This window comes from Klebsiella sp. 10, from assembly GCF_018223925.1.
GTDB classification, from domain to species: domain Bacteria; phylum Pseudomonadota; class Gammaproteobacteria; order Enterobacterales; family Enterobacteriaceae; genus Klebsiella; species Klebsiella pneumoniae.
On record NZ_JAGRRB010000017.1, the window covers coordinates 1 to 25,469 of the forward strand.

The 25,469-nt window shown below is 57.0% G+C and carries 24 protein-coding genes; 8 read left to right on the forward strand and 16 right to left on the reverse strand.

Annotation, left to right across the window (positions count from 1 at the left end):
• The 3 genes from KHQ26_RS26305 to KHQ26_RS19275 form a co-directional block, all read left to right on the forward strand.
• Positions 1–74: hypothetical protein (locus tag KHQ26_RS26305; protein WP_227645072.1), on the forward strand; the 74-nt coding region annotated here is incomplete at its 5' end.
• 237 nt (positions 75–311) lie between these two features.
• A complete protein-coding gene (locus tag KHQ26_RS19270; protein WP_004183652.1) occupies positions 312–1,940 on the forward strand; it encodes a long-chain fatty acid--CoA ligase in 1,629 nt (542 codons plus the stop codon).
• Positions 1,937–3,661 carry an aldehyde dehydrogenase family protein gene (locus tag KHQ26_RS19275; RefSeq protein ID WP_020804478.1) on the forward strand — a complete coding sequence of 575 codons (1,725 nt, stop codon included), beginning with the start codon at positions 1,937–1,939 and terminating at the stop codon, positions 3,659–3,661. The genes KHQ26_RS19270 and KHQ26_RS19275 overlap by 4 nt, the downstream gene beginning before the upstream one ends.
• Positions 3,662–3,706: 45 nt before the next feature.
• Here KHQ26_RS19275 and potD read toward each other — a convergent pair whose 3' ends face one another.
• From potD to potA, 4 genes are read right to left on the reverse strand one after another with little or no spacing between them, the layout of a single operon-like run.
• Positions 3,707–4,753 carry a spermidine/putrescine ABC transporter substrate-binding protein PotD gene (potD, locus tag KHQ26_RS19280; protein WP_004140590.1) on the reverse strand — a complete coding sequence of 349 codons (1,047 nt, stop codon included), beginning with the start codon at positions 4,751–4,753 and terminating at the stop codon, positions 3,707–3,709.
• Positions 4,750–5,535, reverse strand: coding sequence for a spermidine/putrescine ABC transporter permease PotC (gene potC, locus KHQ26_RS19285; protein WP_004150813.1), 786 nt, complete (start codon positions 5,533–5,535; stop codon positions 4,750–4,752). Before potC ends, potD begins: the two co-directional genes overlap by 4 nt.
• The gene (gene potB, locus KHQ26_RS19290; protein WP_004150812.1) at positions 5,532–6,389 is read right to left on the reverse strand and encodes a spermidine/putrescine ABC transporter permease PotB; all 858 of its coding nucleotides are present in this window, start codon (positions 6,387–6,389) and stop codon (positions 5,532–5,534) included. The genes potC and potB overlap by 4 nt, the downstream gene beginning before the upstream one ends.
• Positions 6,373–7,509, reverse strand: coding sequence for a spermidine/putrescine ABC transporter ATP-binding protein PotA (gene potA, locus KHQ26_RS19295; protein ID WP_004150811.1), 1,137 nt, complete (start codon positions 7,507–7,509; stop codon positions 6,373–6,375). The genes potB and potA overlap by 17 nt, the downstream gene beginning before the upstream one ends.
• Positions 7,510–7,767: 258 nt before the next feature.
• Here potA and pepT point away from each other — a divergent pair, with 258 nt between their 5' ends.
• Both pepT and KHQ26_RS19305 read left to right on the forward strand, forming a co-directional pair.
• Positions 7,768–9,000: a peptidase T gene (gene pepT, locus KHQ26_RS19300; RefSeq protein WP_004150810.1), complete on the forward strand. Its 1,233-nt coding sequence runs from the start codon at positions 7,768–7,770 to the stop codon at positions 8,998–9,000.
• Positions 9,001–9,399: 399 nt separating this feature from the next.
• Positions 9,400–9,891: an REP-associated tyrosine transposase gene (locus KHQ26_RS19305; protein WP_004190938.1), complete on the forward strand. Its 492-nt coding sequence runs from the start codon at positions 9,400–9,402 to the stop codon at positions 9,889–9,891.
• Between the two features lie 609 nt (positions 9,892–10,500).
• On the opposite strand, the gene KHQ26_RS19310 is transcribed toward KHQ26_RS19305, so the two are convergent.
• From KHQ26_RS19310 to phoP, 3 genes are all read right to left on the reverse strand, one after another.
• A complete protein-coding gene (locus KHQ26_RS19310; protein WP_004176560.1) occupies positions 10,501–11,622 on the reverse strand; it encodes a cupin domain-containing protein in 1,122 nt (373 codons plus the stop codon).
• An 85-nt stretch (positions 11,623–11,707) separates the two neighbouring features.
• Positions 11,708–13,174, reverse strand: coding sequence for a two-component system sensor histidine kinase PhoQ (gene phoQ / locus KHQ26_RS19315; RefSeq protein ID WP_004147969.1), 1,467 nt, complete (start codon positions 13,172–13,174; stop codon positions 11,708–11,710).
• A complete protein-coding gene (phoP, locus tag KHQ26_RS19320; protein WP_004150807.1) occupies positions 13,174–13,845 on the reverse strand; it encodes a two-component system response regulator PhoP in 672 nt (223 codons plus the stop codon). The genes phoQ and phoP overlap by 1 nt, the downstream gene beginning before the upstream one ends.
• A 283-nt stretch (positions 13,846–14,128) precedes the next feature.
• On the opposite strand from phoP, the gene KHQ26_RS19325 reads away from it, so the two are divergent.
• Together KHQ26_RS19325 and KHQ26_RS19330 are read left to right on the forward strand one after the other, a co-directional pair.
• A complete protein-coding gene (locus tag KHQ26_RS19325) occupies positions 14,129–14,935 on the forward strand; it encodes an AraC family transcriptional regulator (RefSeq protein WP_032410214.1) in 807 nt (268 codons plus the stop codon).
• 83 nt (positions 14,936–15,018) lie between these two features.
• The gene (locus KHQ26_RS19330) at positions 15,019–15,381 is read left to right on the forward strand and encodes a cupin domain-containing protein (RefSeq protein WP_015958193.1); all 363 of its coding nucleotides are present in this window, start codon (positions 15,019–15,021) and stop codon (positions 15,379–15,381) included.
• Positions 15,382–15,435: 54 nt separating this feature from the next.
• Here the strand turns inward: KHQ26_RS19330 and purB are convergent, their stop codons facing one another.
• From purB to rluE, 5 genes are read right to left on the reverse strand one after another with little or no spacing between them, the layout of a single operon-like run.
• Positions 15,436–16,806 carry an adenylosuccinate lyase gene (purB, locus tag KHQ26_RS19335; protein ID WP_004176557.1) on the reverse strand — a complete coding sequence of 457 codons (1,371 nt, stop codon included), beginning with the start codon at positions 16,804–16,806 and terminating at the stop codon, positions 15,436–15,438.
• A gap of 3 nt (positions 16,807–16,809) precedes the next feature.
• Positions 16,810–17,451 carry a high frequency lysogenization protein HflD gene (gene hflD / locus KHQ26_RS19340; RefSeq protein WP_004140557.1) on the reverse strand — a complete coding sequence of 214 codons (642 nt, stop codon included), beginning with the start codon at positions 17,449–17,451 and terminating at the stop codon, positions 16,810–16,812.
• Positions 17,452–17,505: 54 nt separating this feature from the next.
• Complete coding sequence (gene mnmA / locus KHQ26_RS19345) at positions 17,506–18,612, reverse strand: tRNA 2-thiouridine(34) synthase MnmA (protein ID WP_004150803.1); 1,107 nt, start codon at positions 18,610–18,612, stop codon at positions 17,506–17,508.
• A 56-nt stretch (positions 18,613–18,668) separates the two neighbouring features.
• On the reverse strand, positions 18,669–19,127 hold the full coding sequence (locus KHQ26_RS19350; protein WP_004150802.1) for an NUDIX hydrolase: 459 nt from the start codon (positions 19,125–19,127) through the stop codon (positions 18,669–18,671).
• A 16-nt stretch (positions 19,128–19,143) separates the two neighbouring features.
• Positions 19,144–19,794 (reverse strand): 23S rRNA pseudouridine(2457) synthase RluE, encoded by a 651-nt coding sequence (gene rluE / locus KHQ26_RS19355; protein ID WP_004150801.1) that lies wholly within the window; start codon positions 19,792–19,794, stop codon positions 19,144–19,146.
• A gap of 240 nt (positions 19,795–20,034) precedes the next feature.
• On the opposite strand from rluE, the gene icd reads away from it, so the two are divergent.
• Positions 20,035–21,285 (forward strand): NADP-dependent isocitrate dehydrogenase, encoded by a 1,251-nt coding sequence (gene icd, locus KHQ26_RS19360; RefSeq protein ID WP_004150800.1) that lies wholly within the window; start codon positions 20,035–20,037, stop codon positions 21,283–21,285.
• A 117-nt stretch (positions 21,286–21,402) separates the two neighbouring features.
• On the opposite strand, the gene KHQ26_RS19365 is transcribed toward icd, so the two are convergent.
• The 4 genes from KHQ26_RS19365 to KHQ26_RS19380 all read right to left on the reverse strand — a co-directional run bounded on the left by KHQ26_RS19365 (position 21,403) and on the right by KHQ26_RS19380 (position 25,430).
• Entirely contained in the window at positions 21,403–22,530 is a 1,128-nt protein-coding gene (locus tag KHQ26_RS19365) for a site-specific integrase (RefSeq protein ID WP_032418030.1), read from the reverse strand.
• Complete coding sequence (locus tag KHQ26_RS19370) at positions 22,511–22,756, reverse strand: excisionase (protein WP_012542206.1); 246 nt, start codon at positions 22,754–22,756, stop codon at positions 22,511–22,513. Before KHQ26_RS19370 ends, KHQ26_RS19365 begins: the two co-directional genes overlap by 20 nt.
• A 52-nt stretch (positions 22,757–22,808) precedes the next feature.
• Complete coding sequence (locus tag KHQ26_RS19375) at positions 22,809–24,944, reverse strand: exonuclease (RefSeq protein WP_117272811.1); 2,136 nt, start codon at positions 24,942–24,944, stop codon at positions 22,809–22,811.
• A gap of 141 nt (positions 24,945–25,085) precedes the next feature.
• On the reverse strand, positions 25,086–25,430 hold the full coding sequence (locus KHQ26_RS19380) for an Rrf2 family transcriptional regulator (RefSeq protein ID WP_014228879.1): 345 nt from the start codon (positions 25,428–25,430) through the stop codon (positions 25,086–25,088).
• Positions 25,431–25,469: the final 39 nt, after the last annotated feature.

The window sequence follows — 25,469 nt, forward strand, 5'->3', positions numbered from 1 at the left end:
CGGCTGAGCAGCTGTTCGAGGAGTACGGCTTCACCGTCGATAACGTGGTTGCTAAAGCGAAAGCACTGCTGTAAATCCCCACCGCTATCGCCCGGCCCGAAGTCGGGCGATACGCTCTCTGAGTAATGCTCTTCCGATCATGAGTTTGTCTTTTCCTTTCTGAACCATTTCCCACTCTATTTTGTGCGTGACCGCTGATTTCTGTACGTTTTTTTGTGCAGACCGGCAAATGTAGACCAGATTCAATAGGCGCCCGCACGATCGCGCCGCGCCCCTCGATTCCGCCGGACGTCTGTAAAGGAGACCCCGCCATGCCGTCACCGATGATTTATCAGGATCTCACCACTGCCGCGCTGCTCGGCCATGCGGCGCAGTATCACAGCGAGACCGAGATTGTCTCGGTGAGTACTGGCGGTGAGAAGGAGCGCAGCTGCTGGGGGGAGGTGGCCAGCCGTGCTCAGCGGCTGGCATCGGCGCTGGCGTCGCTGGGGCTGCCGCCGGGCGCCCGCTGCGCCACGCTGGCATGGAACAACCGCCGCCATCTGGAGATCTATTTTGCCGTCGCCTCCGGCGGCTGGGTGACGCACACCGTCAATCCGCGGCTGTCGGTTGACCATCTGCGGTATATCCTCAACGACGCTGCCGATGAAGTGCTGTTTTTTGACCAGACCTTTTTGCCGCTGGTAGCGCAGCTGCTGCCGCAGCTGCCGACGGTGAAACACGTCGTGCTGATGGAGTCCCGCAGCGAAGCGGCGCTCAGCCAGCTGCCCTCATTGCTGTTTTATGACGATCTGTTGCAGCAGGGGATGGCAGACTATCGCTGGCCGCAGCTCAATGAACTGACTCCGGCTTCGCTCTGTTACACCTCGGGAACCACCGGCCGGCCGAAAGGGGTATTGAACACCCATCGTTCGCTGGTCCTGCACGCCCTGAGCGGCAACCAGCCGGACGCAGCCGGCATATCGGCGAAGGACAGCCTGTTGCCGGTGGTGCCGATGTTCCATGTCAACGCGTGGGGGACGCCGTTTATCGCCGCCATGGTCGGCGCGCGGCTGGTGCTGCCGGGGCCGCACCTCGATGGCGACAGCCTGCTGCAGCTGCTGGCCGCCGAGAAGGTGACGGTGGGGTTTGGCGTGCCGGTGATCTGGGCCGGCTTGCTGGCGGCGATGCGCCGGACAGAGGTCCGGCTGCCTGAATTTAAACGTGCGCTGGTCGGCGGCTCCGCGCTGCCGCCGTCGATGGCCGAGGCATTTCAGCGTGATTACGGCATTGCGCTGACCCACGCCTGGGGAATGACCGAAACATCGCCCATCGGCACCATCAACACACCGTTGAGCAAACATGACGCGCTCCCGGCACAGGAGCAGCAAAAGCAGCGCGCCGGTCAGGGGCGGCCCATTTTCGGCATCGAACTGCAGGTGGTGGACGTGGATGGCGAACCGTTGCCCCGGGATGGTCAAAGTCAGGGGTATCTGCAGGTCAGAGGGCACTGGGTGGTAGAGCAATACTATGGTCAGGACGCGAGCGCCCTGACCGCGGCAGGCTGGTTTGATACCGGTGATATCGGTACGCTCGACGCCAATGGTTATCTGGTGATCAGCGATCGGGCAAAGGATATTATCAAGTCCGGTGGCGAGTGGATCTCCACCGTTGAGCTGGAGAATATCGCCATCGCGCATCCGGGGGTGCGCAGCGCGGCGGCCATCGCCGCCCGCCATCCGCGCTGGGACGAGCGGCCGGTGCTGCTGTGCGTCCGTGCGGAAGGGGGCGAAGTGGAGGAGACCGATCTGCTGAGCTGGTTTGAGAAGCGGGTGCCTAAATGGCAGATCCCGGACCGGGTGATATTTGTCGATGCGCTGCCGGTCAGCGCCACGGGTAAGGTGCTCAAAAATCAGCTGCGCCAGGCCTACGGAGAGATTTTAATGAGTGAGGGAAAATGAGCCATGCGCGACCCGGTCTGACGACCTGCTCTCAGTATGATGCGGCCCTGCACGCCTTGTCGGCGGCGCGCCAGCGCTGGGCGGAAACCTCAGTGAACCGTCGTCTGGCGCTCCTGCGCCAGATCAAGGATGCCCTGGCCGGCATTGCCCCGGCGTGGGTGGCCGCCGCGGCGGCGGCCAAAGGGCTGCCGGCGGGCGATCCGCTGGCGGGGGAGGAGTGGCTGGCGGGCCCCTGCGCGCTAATGGTCGGCTGCAACGGGCTTATCGCCACCCTGGAGCAACTGGGGGAGAAGACCTTTCTGCGGCGGATCCCACTGCGGACGCTGGCGGACGGCCGCCTGGTGCTGCGGGTGGTGCCCGGCACGCTCTGGGATCGGCTGCTTCTGTCTGGTGTTCGCGCTGAGATATGGATGCAGCCAGGCGTCACCCGGGCCCATCTCGACCGCTATGCGGCGCGGGCATACGACATCCCGCCTGCCGCGCGGCAGGGCAAGCTGGCGCTGGTGCTTGGCGCCGGCAATGTGGCCTCGATTGCGCCACTGGATGTGCTACACAAGCTGTTTATTGAGAATCAGGTCTGCCTGCTGAAGCTCAATCCGGTGAATGATTATCTGCACGATCTGCTGGCCCAGGCCCTGGCGCCGCTGATTGCCATGGATGCGCTCCGCATCGTCACCGGCGACGCCCGGGCGGGAGCGTGGCTGACTACCCATCCCGCTGTCGATGAGATCCATATCACTGGCTCCCGCGAGACCCATGACGTCATCGTCTGGGGCGAGGGTGAGACGGCTCGCCAGCGTCGGGCCGCCGGGACGCCGCTGAACCCGCGTCGGGTGACCTCGGAGCTGGGCGGCGTCAGCCCCACCATTATCGTACCCGGGCCGTGGAGCGAGGCGGACATCGCTTTTCAGGCGCAGCAGCTGGCGACGCAGAAGATGAACAACGGCGGGTTTAACTGCGTGGCCAGCCAGGTGCTGATCCTGCAGCAAGGCTGGGAGCCTGCGACGGCCTTGCTGAATCAGCTGTACCGACTGATCGCCGCGAATACCCGCCCGGACTACTACCCCGGCGCTGAAAACCGGCTGACCGACTTTCGCCTGCGCGCCCGTCAGCCGCTGGAGATAGCCCGCGGTGACGCGCTACCGTTGATTGTGGCGAATACCGACGATGATCCCGGGTTCTGCCAGCAGGAGGTCTTTGGCCCGGGGCTGTCGGTCACCCGTCTTGAGGCCGATAGTGCGGAAAGCTTTCTGCGCCAGGCGATCGGCTATGCGAATCAGCGGCTGCAGGGCACGCTGGGGGCCAATATTGTGATCCACCCGCGCACCCGCAAAGCGATTGGACGTAAGCGTTTTAATGCGCTGATCGCCGAGCTGCGCTACGGCACGGTGGCGATCAACTGCTGGAGTGGGGTGGCCTTCCTGTTAGCCCCTTGCCCGTGGGGGGCGTTTCCCGGCCACACGCTCGACGATATTCAGAGCGGGCGGGGCAAGGTGCATAACAGCTTTATGCTGGAGAAAACCGAGCGCACGGTGATTGAGGCGCCGTTTCGGCCGTTTCCGCGTAGTCTTTGGCATGGCGAACTGACGCTGATGCCCCTGCCGCCCTGGTTCATCACCCACCGGGGGCAGGAAGCGGTGGCGCAGCGGCTGGTGGATTTTTACCATCGGCCGCGCTGGCGCAAATTGCCGGCGCTCCTCTGGCGCGCGCTGCGGGGCTAAGGTGAGAGCAAAAAAAAGGCGGAACCGCGGTTCCGCCCTGCGGGATTAACGGCCCGCTTTCAGCTTCTGGTAATACTCTTCATAAATGGCGCTGGCGCTGCCGACGTCATTCTGCCATTCGCCTTTCTCAATGGTTGCGGCGTCCGGATAGAGCGATTTATCGTTGGCCACTGCCGGGCTGAGCATCTTGCGCGCCGCAAGGTTCGGCGTCGGATAACCGATGGTTTCAGCGACCTGTTTGGCGACATCCGGGCGCAGCAGGAAGTTAATCAGCTTCAGCGCGCCGTCGACGTTTTTGGCGTTCGCCGGGATCGACAGGCTGTCCATCCAGAAGATGCCGCCTTCTTTCGGCCAGATCACTTCCAGCGGGGTACCGGCCTGGCGGGCGACGTAAGCCGAGCCGTTCCATACCATCCCGAGGTTCACTTCGCCTTCCATATACGGGTTCGCCGGGTTATCAGAGTTAAACGCTGCGACGTTGGGCATCAGCTTTTTCAGCTCGTTATAGGCGGCTTCAATCTCTTTCGGGTCGGTGGTGTTGCCGGAATAGCCCAGCTTACGCAGCGCCATCTGGAACACTTCGCGCGCGTCGTCGGTCAGCAGCAGGCTGCTTTTGTATTCCGGCTTCCACAGGTCGGCCCAGCTGGTGATAGTTTTCGGGTCAATCGCCTCGCTGTTGACGCCGATGGCCGTCGCCCCCCAGATATAGGGGATGGAGTAGTCGTTATTCGGATCGAACGGTTTATTCAGCATCTGCGGATCGAGGTTGCTGAAGTTAGTCAGCTTGCTCTTATCGATCTTCTGCAGCATGCCTTCTTTGCGCATCTTGTCGACAAAGTAGGTCGACGGGACGACCAGGTCGTACGCGCCGTCTTTATAGGTTTTGAGCTTGGCGTACATGGTTTCGTTCGACTCGTAGGTCGAATAGATAACCTTGATGCCGGTCTCTTTGGTGAACTGCTCCAGCAGGCCCGGCGGCACATACTCGGTCCAGTTATAGAAATAGAGCGTTTTGCTATCGTCCGCGTGCGCAGCGCCCATGCCGATTGCCAGAGCGCTCGCCGCGAGCAGGTGGCGTGACCATTTTTTCATTTTAACGTCCCCTGAGTTTTATCACGTGCAATTAACTGACTGGCGATGACCATCACCAGCGACAGAACCAACAAAATCGTGGCCAGGGCGTTCACCTCTGGCGAAACGCCAACCTTGACCATCGAATAGATCTTCAGTGGCAGGATTTCATACCCCGGACCGGTCACGAACGAGGAGACTACCACGTCATCCATCGACAGGGTGAAGCTCAGCAACCACCCAGCGGCTACCGCCGGCAGGGCCAGCGGCAGGATAATTTTGCGCAGGATGGTCATCTCGCTGGCGCCCAGATCTTTCGCCGCCTCCAGCATCCGCACGTCAAAGCCTTTCAGGCGGGAGTAAACGGTGACCACCACAAACGGCAGGCAGAAGGTGATATGCGAAAACAGCAGCGACCAGAAACCAAGCTGGACGCCGATCAGCATAAACAGCACCAGCAGAGAGATGGCCATCACAATATCTGGCGACATCATCACCACAAACAGCATGCCGCTGACAAACGGTTTGCCGCGAAAGCGGTAACGGTACAGCGCCACGGCGGTCAGCGAGCCGATAAGGGTGGCGAAGGTCGCCGACAGCACCGCCATGGTCAGCGAGTGCTGGGCGGCCTGCAGCAGGCTATCGTTGTTCATCAGCAGGCTATACCAGTCGGTGGTGAACCCCTGCCAGTTGATGCCGAAGCGCGACCGGTTAAACGAGTTAACGATCAGAATAATAATAGGGATGTAGAGATACGCGTAGATGGCGGTCATAAAGCCGCCGCGCAGCAGTCGACCGATCATTCCAGCTCCACCTTTTTATTCAGCAGGCGCGCCGCGCGCCAGTAAATCAACAGCATCAGGCCCATCACCAGGGTTAAGGTAATGCTGGTTGCCGCGCCGAACGGCCAGTCGCGGATATTGAGGAACTGGCTTTTGATCACGTTGCCGATCAGCAGGTTCTTGGCGCCGCCCATCAGGTCGGAAACGTAGAACAACCCCATCGCCGGCAGCATCACCAGCAGACAGCCGGCGATGATCCCCGGCATGGTCAGCGGGATGATAATGCGGATAAAGGTCTGCAGCTTGCTGGCGCCGAGATCTTTCGCCGCTTCCAGCAGCGGGCGATCCAGTTTCTCAATGCTGGAGTAGAGCGGCATCACCATAAACGGCAGCAGGATGTACACCAGGCCGATGATCACCGCCGAGGGGGTGAACATAATGCGTATCGGGGTGTCGATCACCCCCAGCCACAGCAGAAACTCGTTCAGGTAACCTTTAGTGCTGAGGAAAATCTTCAGCCCGTAGATGCGGATCAACGAGTTGGTCCAAAAAGGGACGATCAGCAGGAACAGCAGCAGGGGCCGTACCTTCTGCGGCAGCCGGGCGAGGAACCACGCAAACGGATAGCCCAGCGCCAGACAGGCGAGGGTCGCCAGCAGCGCCATGTTTAGCGAATGCAGCAGAACGTCATAATAGAGCGGATCCAGTAGCCGCGAATAGTTATCCAGCGTGAAGACCAGTTTGACGAAGTTGGCATCGTCGCGGGTCAAAAAGCTGGTGGCGATTATCATCAGGTTGGGCAGGAAGACAAACAGCACCAGCCAACCGACGATAGTGGCGATCACCACATTCTGGAATTTACTGGTGTTCTTCATCGGCCAGCACCACCTCCCAGCTTTCCACCCAATTGATAGACATTTTCTGGTCAAGAGAGTGGTCGAAATCCGGGTCGTCTTCGTTAAAGAACTCGCTGACCATCACCATTTTGCCGTTCTCCAGTTCCACCACCGACTCCAGAGTCATGCCTTTATAGTTGCGCTCGCGGACATAGCCGATCAGGCCATCGGCGTCGCTGTTATGGTGGATCTCGTCGACGCGCAGATCTTCCGGGCGCAGCAGGACATGCAGACGCTGGCCGGCCTCCACGGCAAAATTGACGGTGATGTTGCATTCTCGTCCTTCAACGCTGGCACGCACGCGCTGTTCGTCGAGACGTTCAATTACCGTGGCGTCAAAGATATTGATCTCGCCGATAAAGCTGGCGACAAACAGGTTCTTCGGCTCTTCGTAGATCTCTCGCGGGGTGCCGTCCTGTTCGATTTTGCCATCACGCATCACCACGATGCGATCGGACATGGTCAGAGCCTCTTCCTGATCGTGGGTGACGAAGACGAAGGTGATCCCGAGCTTACGCTGCAGCGCTTTCAATTCGTTCTGCATCTGCTTGCGCAGCTTGTAATCCAGTGCCGAAAGAGACTCATCGAGCAGCAGCAGACGCGGTTTGTTGACCACCGCGCGGGCGATGGCCACGCGCTGCTGCTGGCCGCCGGAGAGCTGGTGCGGTTTGCGCTGGGCAAACGCCTCCAGCTGCACCATTTTTAAGGCATCCATCACCCGTGGGGTGATTTCCGCCGCCGGGGTTTTCTGCATCCGCAGGCCAAAGGCGACGTTCTCGAACACCGTCATATGCGGAAACAGGGCGTAGCTTTGGAATACGGTATTGACGTGGCGGTTTTCCGCCGGAACATGAGTGATATCGTGATCTTCGAGATGGATCCGTCCGCTGTCGACGTTTTCCAGGCCGGCAATAAGGCGCAGAACGGTGGTTTTACCGCAGCCAGAGGGGCCAAGCAGAGTGAGAAACTCACCATTGTTGATGGTCAGGTTAAGGTTGTCGATGACCGTTTTACCATCAAAGCTCTTGCGAATTCCCGCCAGATGCACCAGCGGCGAACGCGAACGCGGTTGTATATTCAATTTTTGACTCTGTCCCATGTAGACGCAACGGCAAATTTCCGGCCGCTGCGGGGTTTGTGATTAACCACCTTTGGGGTTGCACGTTTTTAATAAGGGCCAGCATTCTACGGCAAACGAGGGTAATCGCCAATCCTTGATACGCCCGCATAGTCTACCTTTACACCATAACGTCGGTTCCGTTATTAAATTTCGCTTTACGGGCTAAAAATGACCTGACGCAATATTTGTCTTTTCTGGCTTATGAATAATGTTGTCACAAAAGAAGAGGGTGGCTACATGGATAAATTGCTTGAGCGTTTTTTGCAGTACGTTTCTTTGGACACGCAGTCAAAGCCTGGCGTTCGTCAGGTCCCCAGCACGGAAGGGCAGTGGAAGCTGTTACGCCTGTTGCAGGCGCAGCTGGAAGAAATGGGACTGGTCAAGGTAACGCTGAGTGAAAAAGGGACGGTAATGGGAACTTTGCCCGCTAACGTTGAGGGCGATATCCCGGCCATCGGTTTTATCTCCCACGTCGACACCTCCCCGGATTTCAGTGGTAAAAACGTTAATCCGCAGATTGTTGAAAACTATCGCGGCGGCGATATCGCGCTGGGTATCGGCGATGAGGTGCTCTCCCCGGTGATGTTCCCGGTTCTGCATCAGCTTTTGGGACAGACGCTGATCACCACCGACGGGAAAACGCTGCTCGGGGCGGACGACAAAGCCGGCATTGCCGAAATTATGACCGCGCTGGCGACCCTGCAGGCGAAAAATATTCCTCATGGCGATATCCGCGTGGCCTTCACCCCTGATGAAGAGGTGGGTAAAGGGGCGAAGCATTTCGACGTCGAAGCCTTTGACGCCCGCTGGGCCTATACCGTCGACGGCGGCGGGGTCGGCGAACTGGAGTTTGAAAACTTCAACGCCGCCTCGGTGACGATAAAAATTGTCGGTAATAACGTGCACCCCGGCACCGCGAAAGGGGTGATGGTCAACGCGCTGTCGCTGGCCGCGCGCATTCATGCCGAAGTACCGGCCGATGAAGCGCCGGAGACCACTGAAGGCTATGAAGGTTTTTATCACCTCACCAGCATGAAAGGCAGCGTCGATCGGGCCGAGATGCATTACATCATCCGCGATTTTGACCGTAAGCACTTCGAGGCGCGCAAGCGCAAGATGATGGAGATCGCCAAAAAGGTCGGCAAGGGACTGCACCCGGACTGTTATATTGAGCTGGTGATCGAGGACAGTTATTACAACATGCATGAGCAGGTGATCGCCCATCCGCACGTGGTCGATATTGCCCGCCAGGCGATGGTGGACTGCGATATTGAACCGCAGATGAAGCCGATCCGCGGCGGCACCGACGGCGCGCAGCTGTCATTTATGGGACTGCCATGCCCAAACCTGTTTACCGGTGGCTACAACTATCACGGCAAACATGAGTTTGTCACCCTGGAAGGAATGGAGAAAGCGGTGCAGGTGATCGTGCGTATCGCCGAGCTGACGGCGGCACGCAAAGGGCATTAATCTTCTCAGGCGGCCCGGTAAGGCCGCGTGTCGGACAAGATGCCGGATGGCGGCTTCGCCTTATCCGGCCTACGGTTCAGCCGGTGACCGCGGAACCCGTAGGCCCGGCAAGCGCAGCGCCGCCGGGCGTTCAACATTAGAGCGGGTCCTGTCTTTATGCCGGATGGCGGCTTCGCCTTATCCGGCCTACGGTCCAGCCGGTGACCGCAGAACCCGTAGGGCCGGCAAGCGCAGCGCCGCCGGGCGTTCAACATTAGAGCGGGTCCTGTCTTTATGCCGGATGGCGGCTTCGCCTTATCCGGCCAACGGTTCAGCCGGTGACCACAGAACCCGTAGGCCCGGCAAGCGCAGCGCCGCCGGGCAAAAGCGATAAGGCTAATACTGAGGAGGGAACCTCACATGTCTGATTATCGTCGCAGTTATATCCCTGGCGGCTGCTGGTTCTTCACCGTTAACCTGCAAAATCGGCGCAGCGATCTCCTGACGCGGCATATTGTTCATCTGCGTGCCGCTACAGCGTCTGTTAAAAGCAAAAAACCTTTTCTGATTAACGCCTGGGTGGTTTTACCAGAGCATATGCACTGCATCTGGACCCTACCTGAGGGGGATACCGATTATTCCGGTCGCTGGCGGGACATTAAAAAAATGTTTACCCGAGCGCTGGCGCAGCGCCATATCTGGCAGCCGCGATTCTGGGAACATGCCATCCGTAATGAAGAAGATTACCGACGGCATATGGATTACGTTTATATCAATCCCGTTAAGCACGGTCATGTCCGTCGGGTGCAGGATTGGCCGTATTCGACCTTTCATCGCGATGTGCGCCGGGGATGGTATCCGTCGGATTGGGCGGGTGAGGTAAGCGAATTTGATGCAGGCGAGAGGAGATAATACTCGGGTAAGACATTGCCGCCATCGAAACCACAAAGTGCCGGATGGCGGCTTCGCCTTATCCGGCCTACGGTTCAGCCGGTGAGCGCGGGACCCGTAGGCCCGGCAAGCGCAGCGCCGCCGGGCGTTCAACATCAGAGCGGGTGCCTGTCTTTATGCCGGATGGCGGCTTCGCCTTATCCGGCCTACGGTCCAGCCGGTGACCGCGGGACCCGTAGGCCCGGCAAGCGCAGCGCCGCCGGGCGGTGAACAGCAGAGCGGGTGCCTGTCTTTATGCCGGATGGCGGCTTCGCCTTATCCGGCCTACGGTCCAGCCGCTGACCACAGAACCCGTAGGCCCGGCAAGCGCAGCGCCGCCGGGCGGTGAACAGCAGAGCGGGTGCCTGTCTTTATGCCGGATGGCGGCTTCGCCTTATCCGGCCTACGATCCAGCCGGTGACCGCGGAACCCCTAGGCCCGGCAAGCGTAGCGCCGCCGGGCGTTCAACATCAGAGCGGGAGCCTGTCTTTATGCCGGATGGCGGCTTCGTCTTATCCGGCCTACGGTCCAGCCGGTGAGCGCGGAACCCGTAGGCCCGGCAAGCGCAGCGCCGCCGGGCAGGATGATGGCTCAGTCGCCAAAGAACCAATAGCCGCTGTTGACCAGCGCTGCCAGCATGGCGAGGAAAGAAGGATCTTCCAGCGCATCGCCAAAATGGTCGGCGCGCAGCGTCAGATGGGTGGCTAAGGCGTCCAGCGCCGGACGGTGCGGGGAGTTGATCTTCTCGCCGTTAACGAATACCTCGCCGTCAATGCGCAGCACCCGCAGGCCGCCCAGGCGTTCCAGGGTATCGCCCTGCTGCAGGGCATCGTAAATCTCATCTGGCTGATAGGGCGGCTCCGGCGGCGCGACGTCGAGCTCATGACGCGACTGGGTGATAAACTCGCCGAACCACTGCTTAAAGTGCTCCGGTTGGTTAATCAGACCCAGCATCATCTCGCGCAGGCGGTCGAGTTCGGTCGGTAAAATATCCGCCGGATGGTCGCGGGACGGCACGTCCGGATCGGCGTAGCGCTGGCTGCCCAGTTCGCGCTGGAGGACATAGTCGGCAAAGCCGCTAAACAGCTCGCGGGCATTCGGCGCGCGATAGCCGACCGAATAGTTAAGCGAGTTTTCCAGCGAATAACCCTCATGCGGGAATCCCGGCGGAATATAGAGAATATCGCCAGGCTCCATCTCTTCATCGATGATCGCCTCGAAGGGGTCAACCTGCAGCAGGTCCGGATGCGGGCAGTGCTGTTTCATCGGCACCTTTTCCCCAACGCGCCAGCGCCGACGGCCGGTGCCCTGAATGATAAACACATCATACTGATCCAGATGCGGGCCGACGCCGCCTCCCGGCACCGAGAAGGAGATCATCAGGTCGTCGATACGCCAGTCCGGCAGAGCACGGAACGGATGCATCAGCGCTGCGGACGGTTCATGCCAGTGGTTAACCGCCTGCACCAGCAGGGACCAGTTGTTTTCGCTCAGGTGATCGTAGCTTTCGAAAGGACCGTGACTGACCTGCCATTTTCCATCCTGATGGCTGACAAGGCGGCTATCGACCTCGCTCTCCATGGCCAGTCCTGCCAGTTCGTCCGGGCTTAGGGGGTCGATAAAATTGGCGAAGCCGCGCTTCAATACCACCGGCCGTTTTTGCCAGTAGCGTTCGATAAAGTCGGGCCAGTTAAGCGTTAATTGATAATCCATATTGATATTCCACTGCAGGTGTCTGACAGGGATTATAACGGATGCGGCGCCCTGGCGATGCAGGCGCCGTGAAAAATCTCAACGATTAACTCTGTTTATCTTCCATCTGCTGGCGGCCAAACACCACCTCCATGCAGGCGCCGCCGAGCAGGCTTTCCCCGGCGATGATCTCTCCATCATATTGTTCGACAATTTCACGCGCAACGGAGAGCCCTACCCCCTGGCCGGGACGCAGGGTATCAGCCCGCTGGCCGCGGTCGAAAACGGCCCGGCGCTGGCTCTGCGGGATCCCCGGCCCATCGTCTTCCACCAGGATGTGCAGATGGCTGTCGGTGGTCTGGCGCACGGAAACTTCCACGAACTCCAGGCAATACTTACAGGCGTTATCAAGAACGTTACCCATCACTTCCATAAAATCGTTCTGCTCGCCGACAAAAGTGATCTCCGGCGAGATGTCGAGCGAGATATTGACCCCTTTGCGCTGATAGACCTTGTTGAGAGCGGAAGTCAGGCTGTCAAGCAGGGGGGCGATCGGGTGTAATTCCCGGCTCAAGAGGGTGCCGCCGCTGCGCATGCTGGCGCGATGCAGGTAATAACCAATCTGCTGCGAGATGCGGCTTATCTGCTCCAGCATCACCGGCTCCGCCTCGTCGACGCTGATCTTCTCGCCGCGCAGCGAGCGCAGTGTACTCTGCATCACCGCCAGCGGCGTTTTCAGACTGTGAGTGAGATCGGTGAGGGTAGTGCGGTATTTGTCATAGCGTTCGCGCTCGCTGCGAACCAGGCGGTTGAGGTTGCTGACCAGCCGGGTCAGCTCGCGAGTGGTGTTGGGATTGAGCTTTTCGCGGTGATGTTCCTCCAGTTCGCGCACCTCTTTGGCCAGCGACTCAATGGGCCGCAGGCTCCACCAGGCGGCGACCCACAGCAGGGGGATCACCAGCAGCAGGTTGGCGGCCAGCACATAGACAAACCAGCTCCACACCATATAGCTGCGCTTGAGCTCCACCGGAATGGTGTCGACCACCACAATGCTGAGCTGAGGCATTTTGCTGGTGGCCGGGTAGAGGTTGATCGCCACCGAGTGGGTCATCTCAGAGTCGTCGCCCTGTTCGCGGATAGCGTCCAGCTGTTCCTGAATCTCATGGTTATTGCGCAACAGCATACTGCTGCTGTCGACATCGGCTTCAATCTCATGGAAGCCATTGCGTTTCAGCCATTCCGGTTGAATGCGTTTCGCCAGCCAGGGAACATCACGCTGCGCCCACAGCAGTTTGCCCTGCTCATCGTAGATAAGGGTCACCGTCGGGCTTTCCATATTCAGGTTTTCCGGGATATCGACGTCAATAGCGCCGTTTTCCCATCTCGCCAGCATATAAAAGAGATTGCTCTCGCCGCGCAGCAGGCGAAAGGTGGTTTTATCGAAGCTAACGCTATAGCCCACCAGGGCCACCATGCCGTAGGCCAGGGAGAGCACCAGCACCACCCCGGCGGTCGCCAGCAGGAAGCGAACCCGTAATGACAGCGGGAAGATATGCCGCAACAGTCCCTTCATCAGCGCAATTCGAACAGATAGCCCTGGCCGCGCACCGTGGTGATGACGTCCTGTGGGTATTCAGCCTGAATTTTCTTGCGCAGCCGACCCATCAGCACGTCGATGGTGTGGCTTTCTCGCAGTTCGGCATCCGGGTAAAGCTGGAGCATCAGCGAATCTTTGCTGACCACTTTGCCGCGGTTACGGATCAGGGTTTCCATAATGGTGTATTCAAAGGCGGTCAGCTTGATCGGCTGGTCATTCACCGACAGCTCGCGCCGGGAGAGGTCGACCTGGAACGGCGGCAGGGAGATCACCTGCGAGGCCAGGCCGCTGTTACGGCGCAGCAGCGCCTGCATGCGGGCGGCAACCTCTTCAATATGGAAAGGCTTGGTGACGTAATCATCCGCCCCGGCGCTCAGCACTTCCACTTTATCCTGCCATCCTTCGCGGGCGGTCAGCACCAGCACCGGCAGCGACACGTCGTGGCTGCGCCAGCGGCGGATCAGTGATAAACCGTCTTCATCCGGCAGGCCGAGATCGACGATGGCGATATCCGGGAGATGTTCGCCCAGATAGTAGTCCGCTTCCCTGGCATCTTCCGCCGCATCGACCTGATGGCCCAGCTCCTGCAGCTGAACTTTGAGGTGGTGACGCAGCAGGGCATTATCCTCAACCACGAGTACGCGCATGGCTGTTCTCCCTAGCATTTTCGATAGTAGTCTGACGCTCATTATATACGCAAAATATAAACGGCTGTTAAATAAAGCTTTTTATAAAAAGGGCCCCTGATGCCCCCGGGCTGGCCAGCATTCGGCGGCGCCCTTTGCGCATACTGCATGGAACTCCTTCATTCTATGCGTAATTTCAATAAACGCCCAGCGGCAGGATGCGAACGGCGAGCGGGTTGGTGATGTTAATTTTTTGTGTAATAGTGCTGGAATCACCCCTCAAGAACGCCGCAGGTTATCCATTATGTTTCAGCAGCAGAGCGCGGACTGGGTCAGGCTGGCGCAATCGCCCAGCCGGACGGAACGCATCGAAGCCTTCTTCGGCGGCCACGGCTACGAACCGCACCGGCATGACACCTACGCCATCGGCCAGACGATCGCCGGCGTGCAGAGCTTTCACTATCGCGGCGGACGCCAGCACAGCCTGCCCGGCGGAACGATTGTGCTTCATCCGGACGAAATACACGATGGCGAGGCGGGCACCGAGGCGGGGTTTCACTACCGTATGGTTTATATCGAACCGGCGCTCATCCAGAAGATACTCGGCGGTAGGCCACTGCCGTTTATCCCCGACGGCTTGTCGGCGGATCCACGGCTACGTCGCGCCGCGCAGCCGCTGTTGAAAGCGGTCACGGATACCTTTGAGCCGCTGGAGGAAGAGGACGCCCTGTACGACCTGGCGCAGACCCTGGCCGTTGTCGGCGGCCAACGTTCCCGTCGCCAGGCGTTTGATTATCAGGCGGCGGAGAGGGCCCGGGAGTATATCCATGCCTGTTTTATGCAGGATATGACCCTCGACACCCTGTCGCAGGTCAGCGGCCGGGACCGCTGGAGCCTGAGCCGGGATTTCAGAACGCTGTACGGCACCAGCCCGTGGCGCTACGTCATGATGCGCCGGCTCGATTTTTGCCGCCAGCGGATGCGCGCCGGGGAGCGTCTGGTGGATATTGCCGCCGATGCGGGCTTTGCCGACCAGAGCCACATGACGCGCCAGTTTATCAGCCGCTTTGGTCTCTCTCCGGGCCGCTGGCTGCGGGCGATCCGCGGCTAGCGCGGTTCAGGTTGCACAATCGTTCAAGCGTGACCGCGGCGAGGCGAACTATGCTGACTGCCTTTATCACAAGGAGACAGCCCATGTATCAACTCGTTAATCTTGCTCATAAATTTTCCCTGTTCAGCGAACAATGGCAGCCCAAAGTGGTGGCTGAAATGAACGACTATCAGTTCAAGGTCGTGCGCATCGCCGGCGACTTTATCTGGCACAGCCACCCGGAAACCGATGAGACATTGATGGTGGTGGAGGGGGTATTGCGCGTGGACTTCCGCGACGGGCATGTGCTGGTGAAGGCCGGGGAGATGATCGTCGTGCCGCGCGGGGTGGAACATAAGACCTCGGCGGAGACGGAAGCGAAGCTGATGCTGATTGAGCCGCGCGGGGTGTTGAATACCGGCCACGAGGGCGGCGAGCGGACGGCGGTGAACGACGTTTGGATCTGATCCCTTTCCGGCGATAAAACGCCCCTCTTTCCGGCGGAAAGAGGGGCAGGGCGATTACTTCAGCTCGTCAACCATGGTGGTTGCCCGACCGATATAGTTGGCCGGGGTCATCGCTTTGAGACGCACTTTTTCCTCTTCCGGCAGGGCGAGGCTGTCAATAAACTGCTTCATCCCTTCCGCGTCCACGCGTTTGCCGCGGGTCAGCTCTTTCAGCTTCTCGTACGGTTTTTCGATACCGTAACGACGCATCACGGTCTGGATCGGCTCAGCCAGTACTTCCCAGTTGTGATCCAGTTCGTCCAGCAGGCGATCCTGGTTCAGCTCCAGCTTGCTGATCCCTTTGAGGGTGGACTGATAGGCGATCAGCGCATAGCCGATGCCCACGCCGAGGTTACGCAGAACGGTGGAGTCGGTCAGGTCGCGCTGCCAGCGGGAAACCGGCAGTTTGCTGGCCAGGTGCTGCATGACCGCATTGGCCAGGCCGAGATTGCCTTCGGAGTTTTCGAAGTCAATTGGGTTCACCTTGTGCGGCATGGTGGAGGAGCCGATTTCCCCGGCGATGGTCTTCTGTTTGAAGTGGTTGAGCGCGATATAGCCCCACACGTCGCGATCGAAGTCGATCAGAATGGTGTTGAAGCGCGCGATGCAGTCAAACAGCTCAGCGATATAGTCATGCGGCTCGATCTGCGTGGTGTACGGGTTCCACTGAATACCCAGCGAGGTAACGAACTCTTCGCTGAACTGATGCCAGTCGACTTCCGGGTAGGCGGCGATGTGGGCGTTGTAGTTACCCACCGCGCCGTTGATTTTACCGAGGATTTCCACCTGGTTCAGCTGACGATACTGCCGCTCCATACGGTAGGCGACGTTCGCCATCTCTTTACCCATGGTGGACGGCGTTGCCGGCTGGCCGTGGGTACGGGAGAGCAGCGGCACATCGCGGTACTGGGTCGCCAGATCTTTTACCGCGTCAATCAGTTTGCGCCAGTAAGGCAGAACCACTTCGTCGCGGGCGGTTTTCAGCATCAGCGCGTGGGAGAGGTTATTGATGTCTTCAGACGTACAGGCGAAGTGAATAAACTCTGATACCGCGTGCAGCTCGGCGACGTCAGCGACTTTCTCTTTCAGGAAATACTCTACCGCTTTCACGTCGTGGTTAGTGGTGCGCTCGATGGTTTTGATGCGCTCCGCGTCTTCAACGCTGAAATCGGCGACGATTTTATCAAGGAAACCGTTTGCGTCGGCAGCAAAAGCAGGAACTTCCTTGATCGCTGCGTGGGCGGCCAGTTTTTGCAGCCAACGTACTTCCACCTGAACGCGGAATTTCAGCAAACCGAATTCGCTGAAGATACCGCGCAGCGCGCTGACTTTATCGCCGTAGCGGCCGTCTACAGGGGAAACGGCGGTCAGTGAGGATAATTCCATAGATCACAACTCCGGGGTTAAATGAGCAAGAATTTGCTTTGCCTGGTTAACCAGACGATTACGGGAAAACATAAGCTGCAGACGTCCGCCGCCCACCTGATGCCAGAGCACCGCGGCGCGAATACCCGCCAGCAGCGCTGAGCGAACTTTCGCCTGCACCTGCGGGCTTTGCAGCACGGCAGGGGAGCCGGTCACCTGAATACGCGGCCCCAGCGGGCTTATCACATCGACATAGATGCCCGCCATGGCGCTGAGCAGCGTTTCGGACTGCAGGTCAAAGTGTTCCAGCTGACGGTGCAGGCCGGCGATGCGGTTGCCGAGCGTGTCCATCGCCCCTTTACTGGCGGCGAGCTTGCGCTCCAGCACCATCAGGCTCAGGGTATAGCGGGTGAGTTCCGCATTGAGGCCCTGACGGCTGCTGGTATTGAGCACCCCGAGCAGCGTTTCAAGACCGAGGCGAAGATTGGCTTCACTGCCACCGAACACCGCCAGCGTCGACTCAGGATCGAGGTCGATTATGCTGTTCAGCGACACATGCAGGGCATCGCTGTCGCAATGTCCCTGATGCGCCAGTTGCTGAACCAGTCGCGCCGCCTGGCAAACGCCAGCCAGCGCCAGGGTGATGTCATAGTAATTCTTCGCCACACATACTCCTTGTCAGCCGCCAGGGCGGTTCGTCCCGGCGGAAATAACGCGCGTTCAGGACTGCAGAGGCAGTCGTTGTTCAATAATTCCGCCGCCGAGGCACACTTCCCCTAAATAGAACACTGCGGACTGGCCCGGGGTCACCGCCGCGACCGGCTCATCGAAGCGGACTTCGATACGGTCTTCATCCAGCGCGGTAACGGTGCAGGGGATATCGGTCTGGCGATAGCGGGTTTTCACCGTGCAGCGCAGGGTGCCCTGCAGCGGTTCACGGTTTACCCAGTGCAGCTGTTGGGCAATCAGACCGACGGACATCAGGCGCGGGTGGTCATGGCCCTGGGCGACGATAAGAATATTATTCTCAACGTCTTTATCGACCACGTACCATGGATCTTCGCTACCCTCTTTGGTGCCGCCGATACCCAGCCCTTTACGCTGGCCCAGGGTGTGGTACATCAGCCCCTGATGGGTACCGATCTCCTCGCCGTCGACGGTGAGGATTTTGCCCGGCTGCGCCGGCAGATAGCGGCCAAGGAAATCGCGGAATTTACGCTCGCCGATAAAGCAGATGCCGGTGGAATCTTTTTTCTTCGCGGTGATCAGATCCAGCTCTTCGGCGATCTTACGCACCTGCGGTTTTTCCAGCTCACCCACCGGGAACAGGCTCTGGGCAATCTGCTCGTGGCTAAGGGTGTAGAGGAAGTAGCTCTGATCTTTGTTGCCGTCGAGGCCGCGCAGCAGCTGGCTTTTACCGTCGACATCGGCGCGGCGCACATAGTGCCCGGTGGCGATGTAGTCGGCGCCGAGGTCTTCGGCAGCAAACTCGAGGAAGGCTTTAAATTTGATCTCTTTATTGCACAGAATATCCGGGTTCGGCGTGCGGCCGGCTTTGTACTCTTCCAGGAAGAGCTCAAAGACGTTATCCCAATATTCGGCGGCAAAGTTAACGGTGTGCAGTTCAATGCCCAGCTTATCGCAGACCGCTTGCGCATCGGCAAGGTCGGCGGCGGCGGTGCAGTATTCCTCGCCGTCGTCTTCCTCCCAGTTCTTCATGAACAGGCCTTCCACCTTATACCCTTGCTGCAGCAGCAGGTACGCGGAGACCGAGGAGTCGACGCCGCCGGACATGCCGACGATCACTTTTTTCTGGCTTTCTGACATGGAAATACTCGCTACATTGAACTTCGAGGCGGCGTATTCTAGCACGCGCTCACCGTTCATTCACCCCCTGTGAACGGCCAGTTAAATGCGCCAATCAGCGACAGCGGCTGCCGCGGGTCCTGCAGGTAGCAGCGAATGCTTTCGGCAACCAGCGGCGAGCGCAGGTTCGGCGCGTTAAGAATTTCCTCAGCACTGAGCCACAGGCAGCGATCGATATCGCTGTCGTGCGGTTCAGTGGCGCACAGATCGCTAAGTTCGATGGCGAACAGGAAGCGCAGAAACGGCGTGTTATCGGGAGCCAGCCACTGATGCATGCGGATGAAGTGCTGCGGCGTGGCGCGAATGCCGGTCTCTTCCCACAGTTCACGTTCGGCGGCCTGCAGCAGCGTTTCATTGGCCTCGAGATGGCCGGCCGGCTGGTTCCACAGCGCTTTGCCGTTAATGGTCTCTTCGACGATGAGAAATTTATCCTGGGCGTGAACCACGCAGGCAACGGTGACATGAGGTTTAAACATCGCTTTTCCTTTTCAGTTATTCGGCTTTACGCCAGTCGCCGTTGGCCAGTCCGTCAAGCGTATAGCCGCCCATGGCGTAGCGGATCAGCCGCAGGGTGGGGAAGCCGACGTGGGCGGTCATCCGGCGCACCTGGCGGTTGCGTCCCTCGTAGAGCGTGATTTTCAACCAGCGGGTGGGAATCGATTTGCGCTCACGAATCGGTGGGTTGCGCGGCCACAGCCAGACGGGCTCCTCGACAAGTTCTACGCCGGCAGGCAGGGTGGGGCCGTCGTTAAGGGTGACGCCGTCGCGCAAGGCGGTCAGCGCCTCGGGCGTGGGTTCGCCTTCCACCTGAACATAGTAGATCTTGCCGGTGCGCTTACCCGGCTGGGTCAGCTTCGCCTGCAGCGCGCCGTCGTTGGTCAGCACCAGCAGGCCTTCGCTGTCGCGATCTAGCCGACCTGCGGCGTAAACGCCCGCCACCGGAATAAAATCTTTCAGCGTGCTGCGCCCGGCTTCATCGGTAAATTGCGGCAACACATCATAGGGTTTATTGAACAAGATCACAGTTTTTGGCTGGCGTTCTTTACGTTGTCTGGTGACTTGTTGTGTGCTGAATCGCTCAACGCGATGTTTTCTAAATGAAGTTTTCTGCATGGTATTTTCAGGCTTTATCAATTGCCGCATTATAGCCTAATTACGAATGCCTTTCATGGACGCAAACATTCAGGTAGTATTGACATGCTCATTACAAATTATTAACAAAAAATTGCTCAAACCGATTCGCACTACAGGCAGGAAGGCGACACGGACGCGATAGCTCCGGTTAGCGGGAAGACCCGGTACGCCGAAGCTGGCCGACTCAGCCAACACCAGGCTCGCGTGAAGAGGGAAGAGCAGAACCAGAAGCGCTCGAAGGAGAGGTTAATGGAAAGCAAAGTAGTAGTTCCGGCGGAAGGTCAAAAAATCACCCTGCAAAACGGCAAACTGAACGTCCCTCACAATCCGATTATCCCGTTCATTGAAGGTGACGGTATCGGCGTTGACGTTACCCCAGCGATGCTGAAAGTGGTTGATGCCGCCGTTGAGAAAGCCTATAAGGGCGAGCGTAAAATTTCCTGGATGGAAGTTTACACCGGTGAGAAATCAACCCACGTCTATGGCCAGGACGTCTGGCTGCCAGCTGAAACCCTCGATCTGATTCGTGACTACCGCGTTGCTATCAAAGGTCCTCTGACCACCCCAGTCGGCGGCGGCATCCGTTCTCTGAACGTGGCGCTGCGCCAGGAGCTGGACCTCTACGTCTGCCTGCGTCCGGTACGTTACTACCAGGGCACCCCGAGCCCGGTTAAGCACCCGGAACTGACCGACATGGTTATCTTCCGTGAAAACTCAGAAGATATCTATGCCGGTATCGAGTGGAAAGCCGACTCTGCGGAAGCAGACAAAGTGATCAAATTCCTGCGCGATGAGATGGGTGTGAAGAAAATTCGCTTCCCGGAACATTGCGGCATCGGCATCAAGCCGTGCTCTGAAGAAGGCACCAAACGCCTGGTGCGCGCCGCGATTGAATACGCGATCACCAACGATCGTGATTCCGTCACTCTGGTGCACAAAGGCAACATCATGAAGTTCACCGAAGGCGCGTTCAAAGACTGGGGCTACCAGCTGGCTCGCGAAGAGTTCGGCGGCGAGCTGATCGACGGCGGTCCGTGGGTGAAAATCAAGAACCCGAACACCGGCAAAGAGATCGTGGTGAAAGACGTGATCGCCGATGCGTTCCTGCAGCAGATCCTGCTGCGTCCGGCGGAATACGACGTTATCGCCTGTATGAACCTGAACGGCGACTATATCTCTGACGCCCTGGCGGCGCAGGTTGGCGGTATCGGTATCGCCCCGGGCGCCAACATCGGTGACGAGTGCGCGCTGTTCGAAGCGACTCACGGTACTGCGCCGAAGTATGCCGGCCAGGACAAAGTGAACCCGGGCTCCATCATCCTGTCCGCAGAGATGATGCTGCGCCACATGCAGTGGTTCGAAGCCGCAGACCTGATCGTTAAAGGCATGGAAGGCGCTATCGCCGCCAAGACCGTGACCTATGACTTCGAACGTCTGATGGAAGGCGCTAAGCTGCTGAAATGTAGCGAGTTTGGCGACGCGATTATCGCGAACATGTAATCTGGCCCCCAGATTATGTCAAAACGGGAACTTGGTGGTTCCCGTTTTTATTATTAGTTTTCGAACGGTTATCAAAATTTTATCAAAACAAGTTATCAAAACCCCTCCCGAAAAACCTCATAAGGCCACCGTTGTCCACCCCTTCCCTCGATCATCATGGTACCTATCCGTTTGTTGTTGAGTTTTATGTCCAAGTAAATCTTTCGTGTTTATACCCTGGGCTTTATATAACCGCTCGGAAAGCGATCTTTGTTCATGGAAAGTTGCCGGTGTACCTTGTCCCCAGTCAATATCTGCACTGTCTCTTGCCTTGCTGAAATTCATGGTCAGTGTTCTGGGTTTCACCTGTGCTCCTCGCTCAGCCTGTGAGGTGGTTCTAAAGAAATGAACCAAATAAGGGCTTACTGCATAATCCCGGCAACGACTGATTACATCTCGGAGGCTCCAGTTGATTGCGTTGCAACGCAGAGCTAATGGTATAGCGATTTTGCTTCCGGTTTTCTCTTGCTCAACGTGTAGATGATCGTCCCAGATGTCCGAGAATTTCATACGGGATATATCACCTAGTCGCTGTCCTGTTACTATGGCTAAAAGCATGGCGTTCCCCATGTATTTGTGATTTTCATCGGCTATATCAAAAATCTTTTGCCATTCCTCAAGAGTGAGGCGCTGGCGAGTGATCTTTCTACGAGGTTGTTTAGTTGCTAGTGCGGGGTTATAACCAGGAGGTACTTCTCCCGCATGCTGAGCTTCTTTAAAAACATCTATTAGGACAGAGCGAATGACCTGAGCCATTCTGGGTTGTCCCTCCGCTAAATATTCATCAAGAATTTGCGCAACATCTCGAACATTGACAGCGGATATTAATTTCATTCCTACCCGCTCCTTAAGCAGAGATACTGGTTTTGCTTTTTGTTTGATAGTGTTTTCTTTAATATCTCCGGACTTTAATCTTTCCTGCTGAATCTTCCAGTAACGTTCAAGCCAGGTGTTAGTTGATATTGATTTTCCTGAGTTGGTGGAAATTCTGTCAGTGATTGCCATTATCTGGCGGGTTTGTTGTTCCGCCAGTCTTTTATTTGCTTCAATAGCTATTGCCGTGGCCTCTGCTTCATCTGTTCCTAGACTATGAAACTTACCAGTTATCGGGTGCTTATAACGCCAGTATACTTTATTAACCTTTCTACTGTAGAGCGGGTATAAATTTGGAATAGATATATTATTTTTACGTGGTCTGGCAGCCATCGTTCAAAATCCTCTGCAAAAGAACAGGGTCGCTTTTCTTTACTACAGGAGTGGTCAATGTACCGACCAGCTCAGCATCCTCCCTGACGCGCCAGAATCGACCTTCTTTTTTGGCTGGGGGAGAAAACATATTCTGTTTAGCATAATTCCTGAGAGTGGAAACGCTTGGAGGATTGCTTCTATATTTCTCGTTTGCCCACTCTTCAAGGGTTAACATCTGAAGCATGTGTTTTACCTCATTATGGCCCATTGCTGGGCCAGTATCTGAAAATAAAAAATCAGTTTTGCATCAATTTTTGCAGCACCTGATTGCCGGCAATTATTCGCTGCCAGATTGCTGATACATAGCGAGCCTGATGAATAGCATCAGCGAGGGCATTGTGACGAGCCCCTTCAAACGGGATCGTTGTTTTGGGGTCGAAGCTAATGGCCTGGCCGAGCTCTACCATTGTTCGTACGTCCCGATCGTTCCAGTATTCCCACGGATAATCTTCAGCAATGCAATCGTAAGAAGAACGCAGAATAGAGTTATCGAATGACGCACCGTTACCCCATACCTGTGCCTTTTTGCTCCCGCCAGCAACATTATCAGAGATAAATTCTCTGAACTGGAGTAATGCATCCAGCAACGGGATAGCATCATCATTTACGATCGCAGAGCGTGCTTCGGAGGACTGCTTAAGCCACCAGATAACAGTAGATGGATCGATTACGGCGCCCCAGTTCACAGAGGATTCAAGGCATACGACTTTATAGAAACTTTCTCCAATAGAGCCGGTTGCCGGGTCAAAAACAACCGCACCAATAGCGACGATAGGGGCGTTATGTTTTTTACCCATGGTTTCCAGATCAACCATAACGTGAACATAATCAATTGGCTGATCTTCCTCCTTATTATGATGACCGGATTCAATATCTACAGCATCCGTTTGATGATCTTCATCTGTTTTTTCTTTTTGGTTAACCTTGCCCGTAACGTCAACAAGACCGTCAATGGAAAATACTCCGTCCCCAATTTTTGAAACTTCAGGCTGCCTGGTCTTGGTAAGGTCTTCGGTTACCCACTTCGGATCCGTAGGGTCGCTAATCCCTTCAACATATTCGCCGCGCTCGGAGGCCAGATCCTGATTAGCGTCTGGACGTTGCTTTTGAGCCTCTTTTACCAGTTCGGTACCAACTGCTTTAAAGTCGGAGGAGAGTGTTTCCAGGTTTGCGCTGCTATCCTCTCCGGCGATTGCTTGGTTTATTGCATCCAGAGTGACTACTGCAGATGGAATATGCCCCGCCTTGGCAAGCGTTTCAGCGCTCGGGGTATCATGCATATGTTCAGTCAGATTCGCGTTGATGTAGCCACGCAACCGATCTGGAAAAGGAGTTATTCCACTTGATGCTTCCCTGATCAGTGCAAAAATCGCTGCACGGGAATAATCAAGGATGCCTGGTGTGCTCCGTAATGCTGCAGACCATTCTTTAAATGGACTTTCTTTCTTCTGTACTATTTCCTTCGCGCGGCGGTGGACTGATGCCGGAAAATTATAGATGTCAAAATCCATAGGCATCGTTGCAAGCGCGATCTCTATATCCAGAGTATCCAGCGAATGCTGATAATCCGGATTGCGGTCAGTTTTGTTTCCGCCGCCAGCATTGGCGCCGGCATCGGTTTTGTTTATTGAGGTGATATAGTTTCCAGCAGCCCATTCCTTTGTAAGGATCCCGCGGTCAATGTGCGACGTTTCAAGCCACAATTTGGCGAACTGAATTTGCTTGCCGAGCTCATGGCGTTTCCCCACAGGAAATACGCTCTTAAATGCACTGGTAAATTTCCACAGGCCAGGCATATCATATTTTTTAAGATCCGGAATATTTTCTGCCGTCAGCAGCAGATTCTGCACACTGTGATTATCCGTATCCATTTCCATCGCTGAAAGGCGGTTACGATGAGGAATGCTAATGTGATACACGTGACGCTCGTCGGCCATATACTGGGCAAGCAGCTGCGTGCGGAATGACATTTCCGCCAAGTTGAAGAGTGCTTCTTCATTGTTCGAATAGTCCTCTTCATCGCTATTTGCAGGAGAGATATCGTTTTCTGGTTTACTGGAGGGCTGTGGTTCAGCAGCCGCCGGCGCAACGATTTTTTGCCATGTCAGCCCGTCTTCACCACCAAGCTCGTAGCGATCGCACCAGGTGTCATCCAGTACACCTTCTTCCGGTAAGTCATCAACGATGAGCCAGTTGGTGCGGATCGGCAGCTGATGGCTGGCGCCGCGGCCAACGTTAATTTCAGCGTCTTCCAGGATGTCCAGGATTTTGCGCTCGGCGCGAGAATCGGATTTAGCAGAGAACCAGCAGAAGAGACTTTTCGCTTCGTTTGCTTTTGCCTTCGCTTTAATGAGATACGGGTAGTTGTTCATTGCGTTTGGGCTCCTTTGGATTGTAAGATACCCGGCAGCTGATGGCAGCCGCCCTGGTGGTGGTCATTGGTCAAAACTCGATTCCGGAAAGCTTTGGTCGGCTGACCGGGTACTTAACCCGCCTTGCGCGGGTTTTGTGCTTTATGGGGCTGGCGAATCGCCCCGCAGCAGCTGTGATACGCGAACGTCGTCAAGCGCTCGCAGGATAGGCTCAAAAGTTTTATGGGCTGGCAGTTTAGATACCGCAGTGATCACTTCTGTAACGGTGATGTCATCGCCGCGGGGGCTATAACCACCACCTGGGCCACGCTGTGAAATTACCAGGTTACCCGCCCGCAGCTTTTTGAAGATCTGCTCAAGGTATGAAGTAGACAGCTTTGACTCTTTACTGATGGCCGTCAGTGAAACGGGCGAGCCGTCATAGAGCTTATTCAAAGTGGCGGCGGCCTGGACAGATGCCAGAACGCGTTTCATTCCAAATTCCATAATCACTTCTCCGGCCGTAACGGCCATTGGTCAAAACTC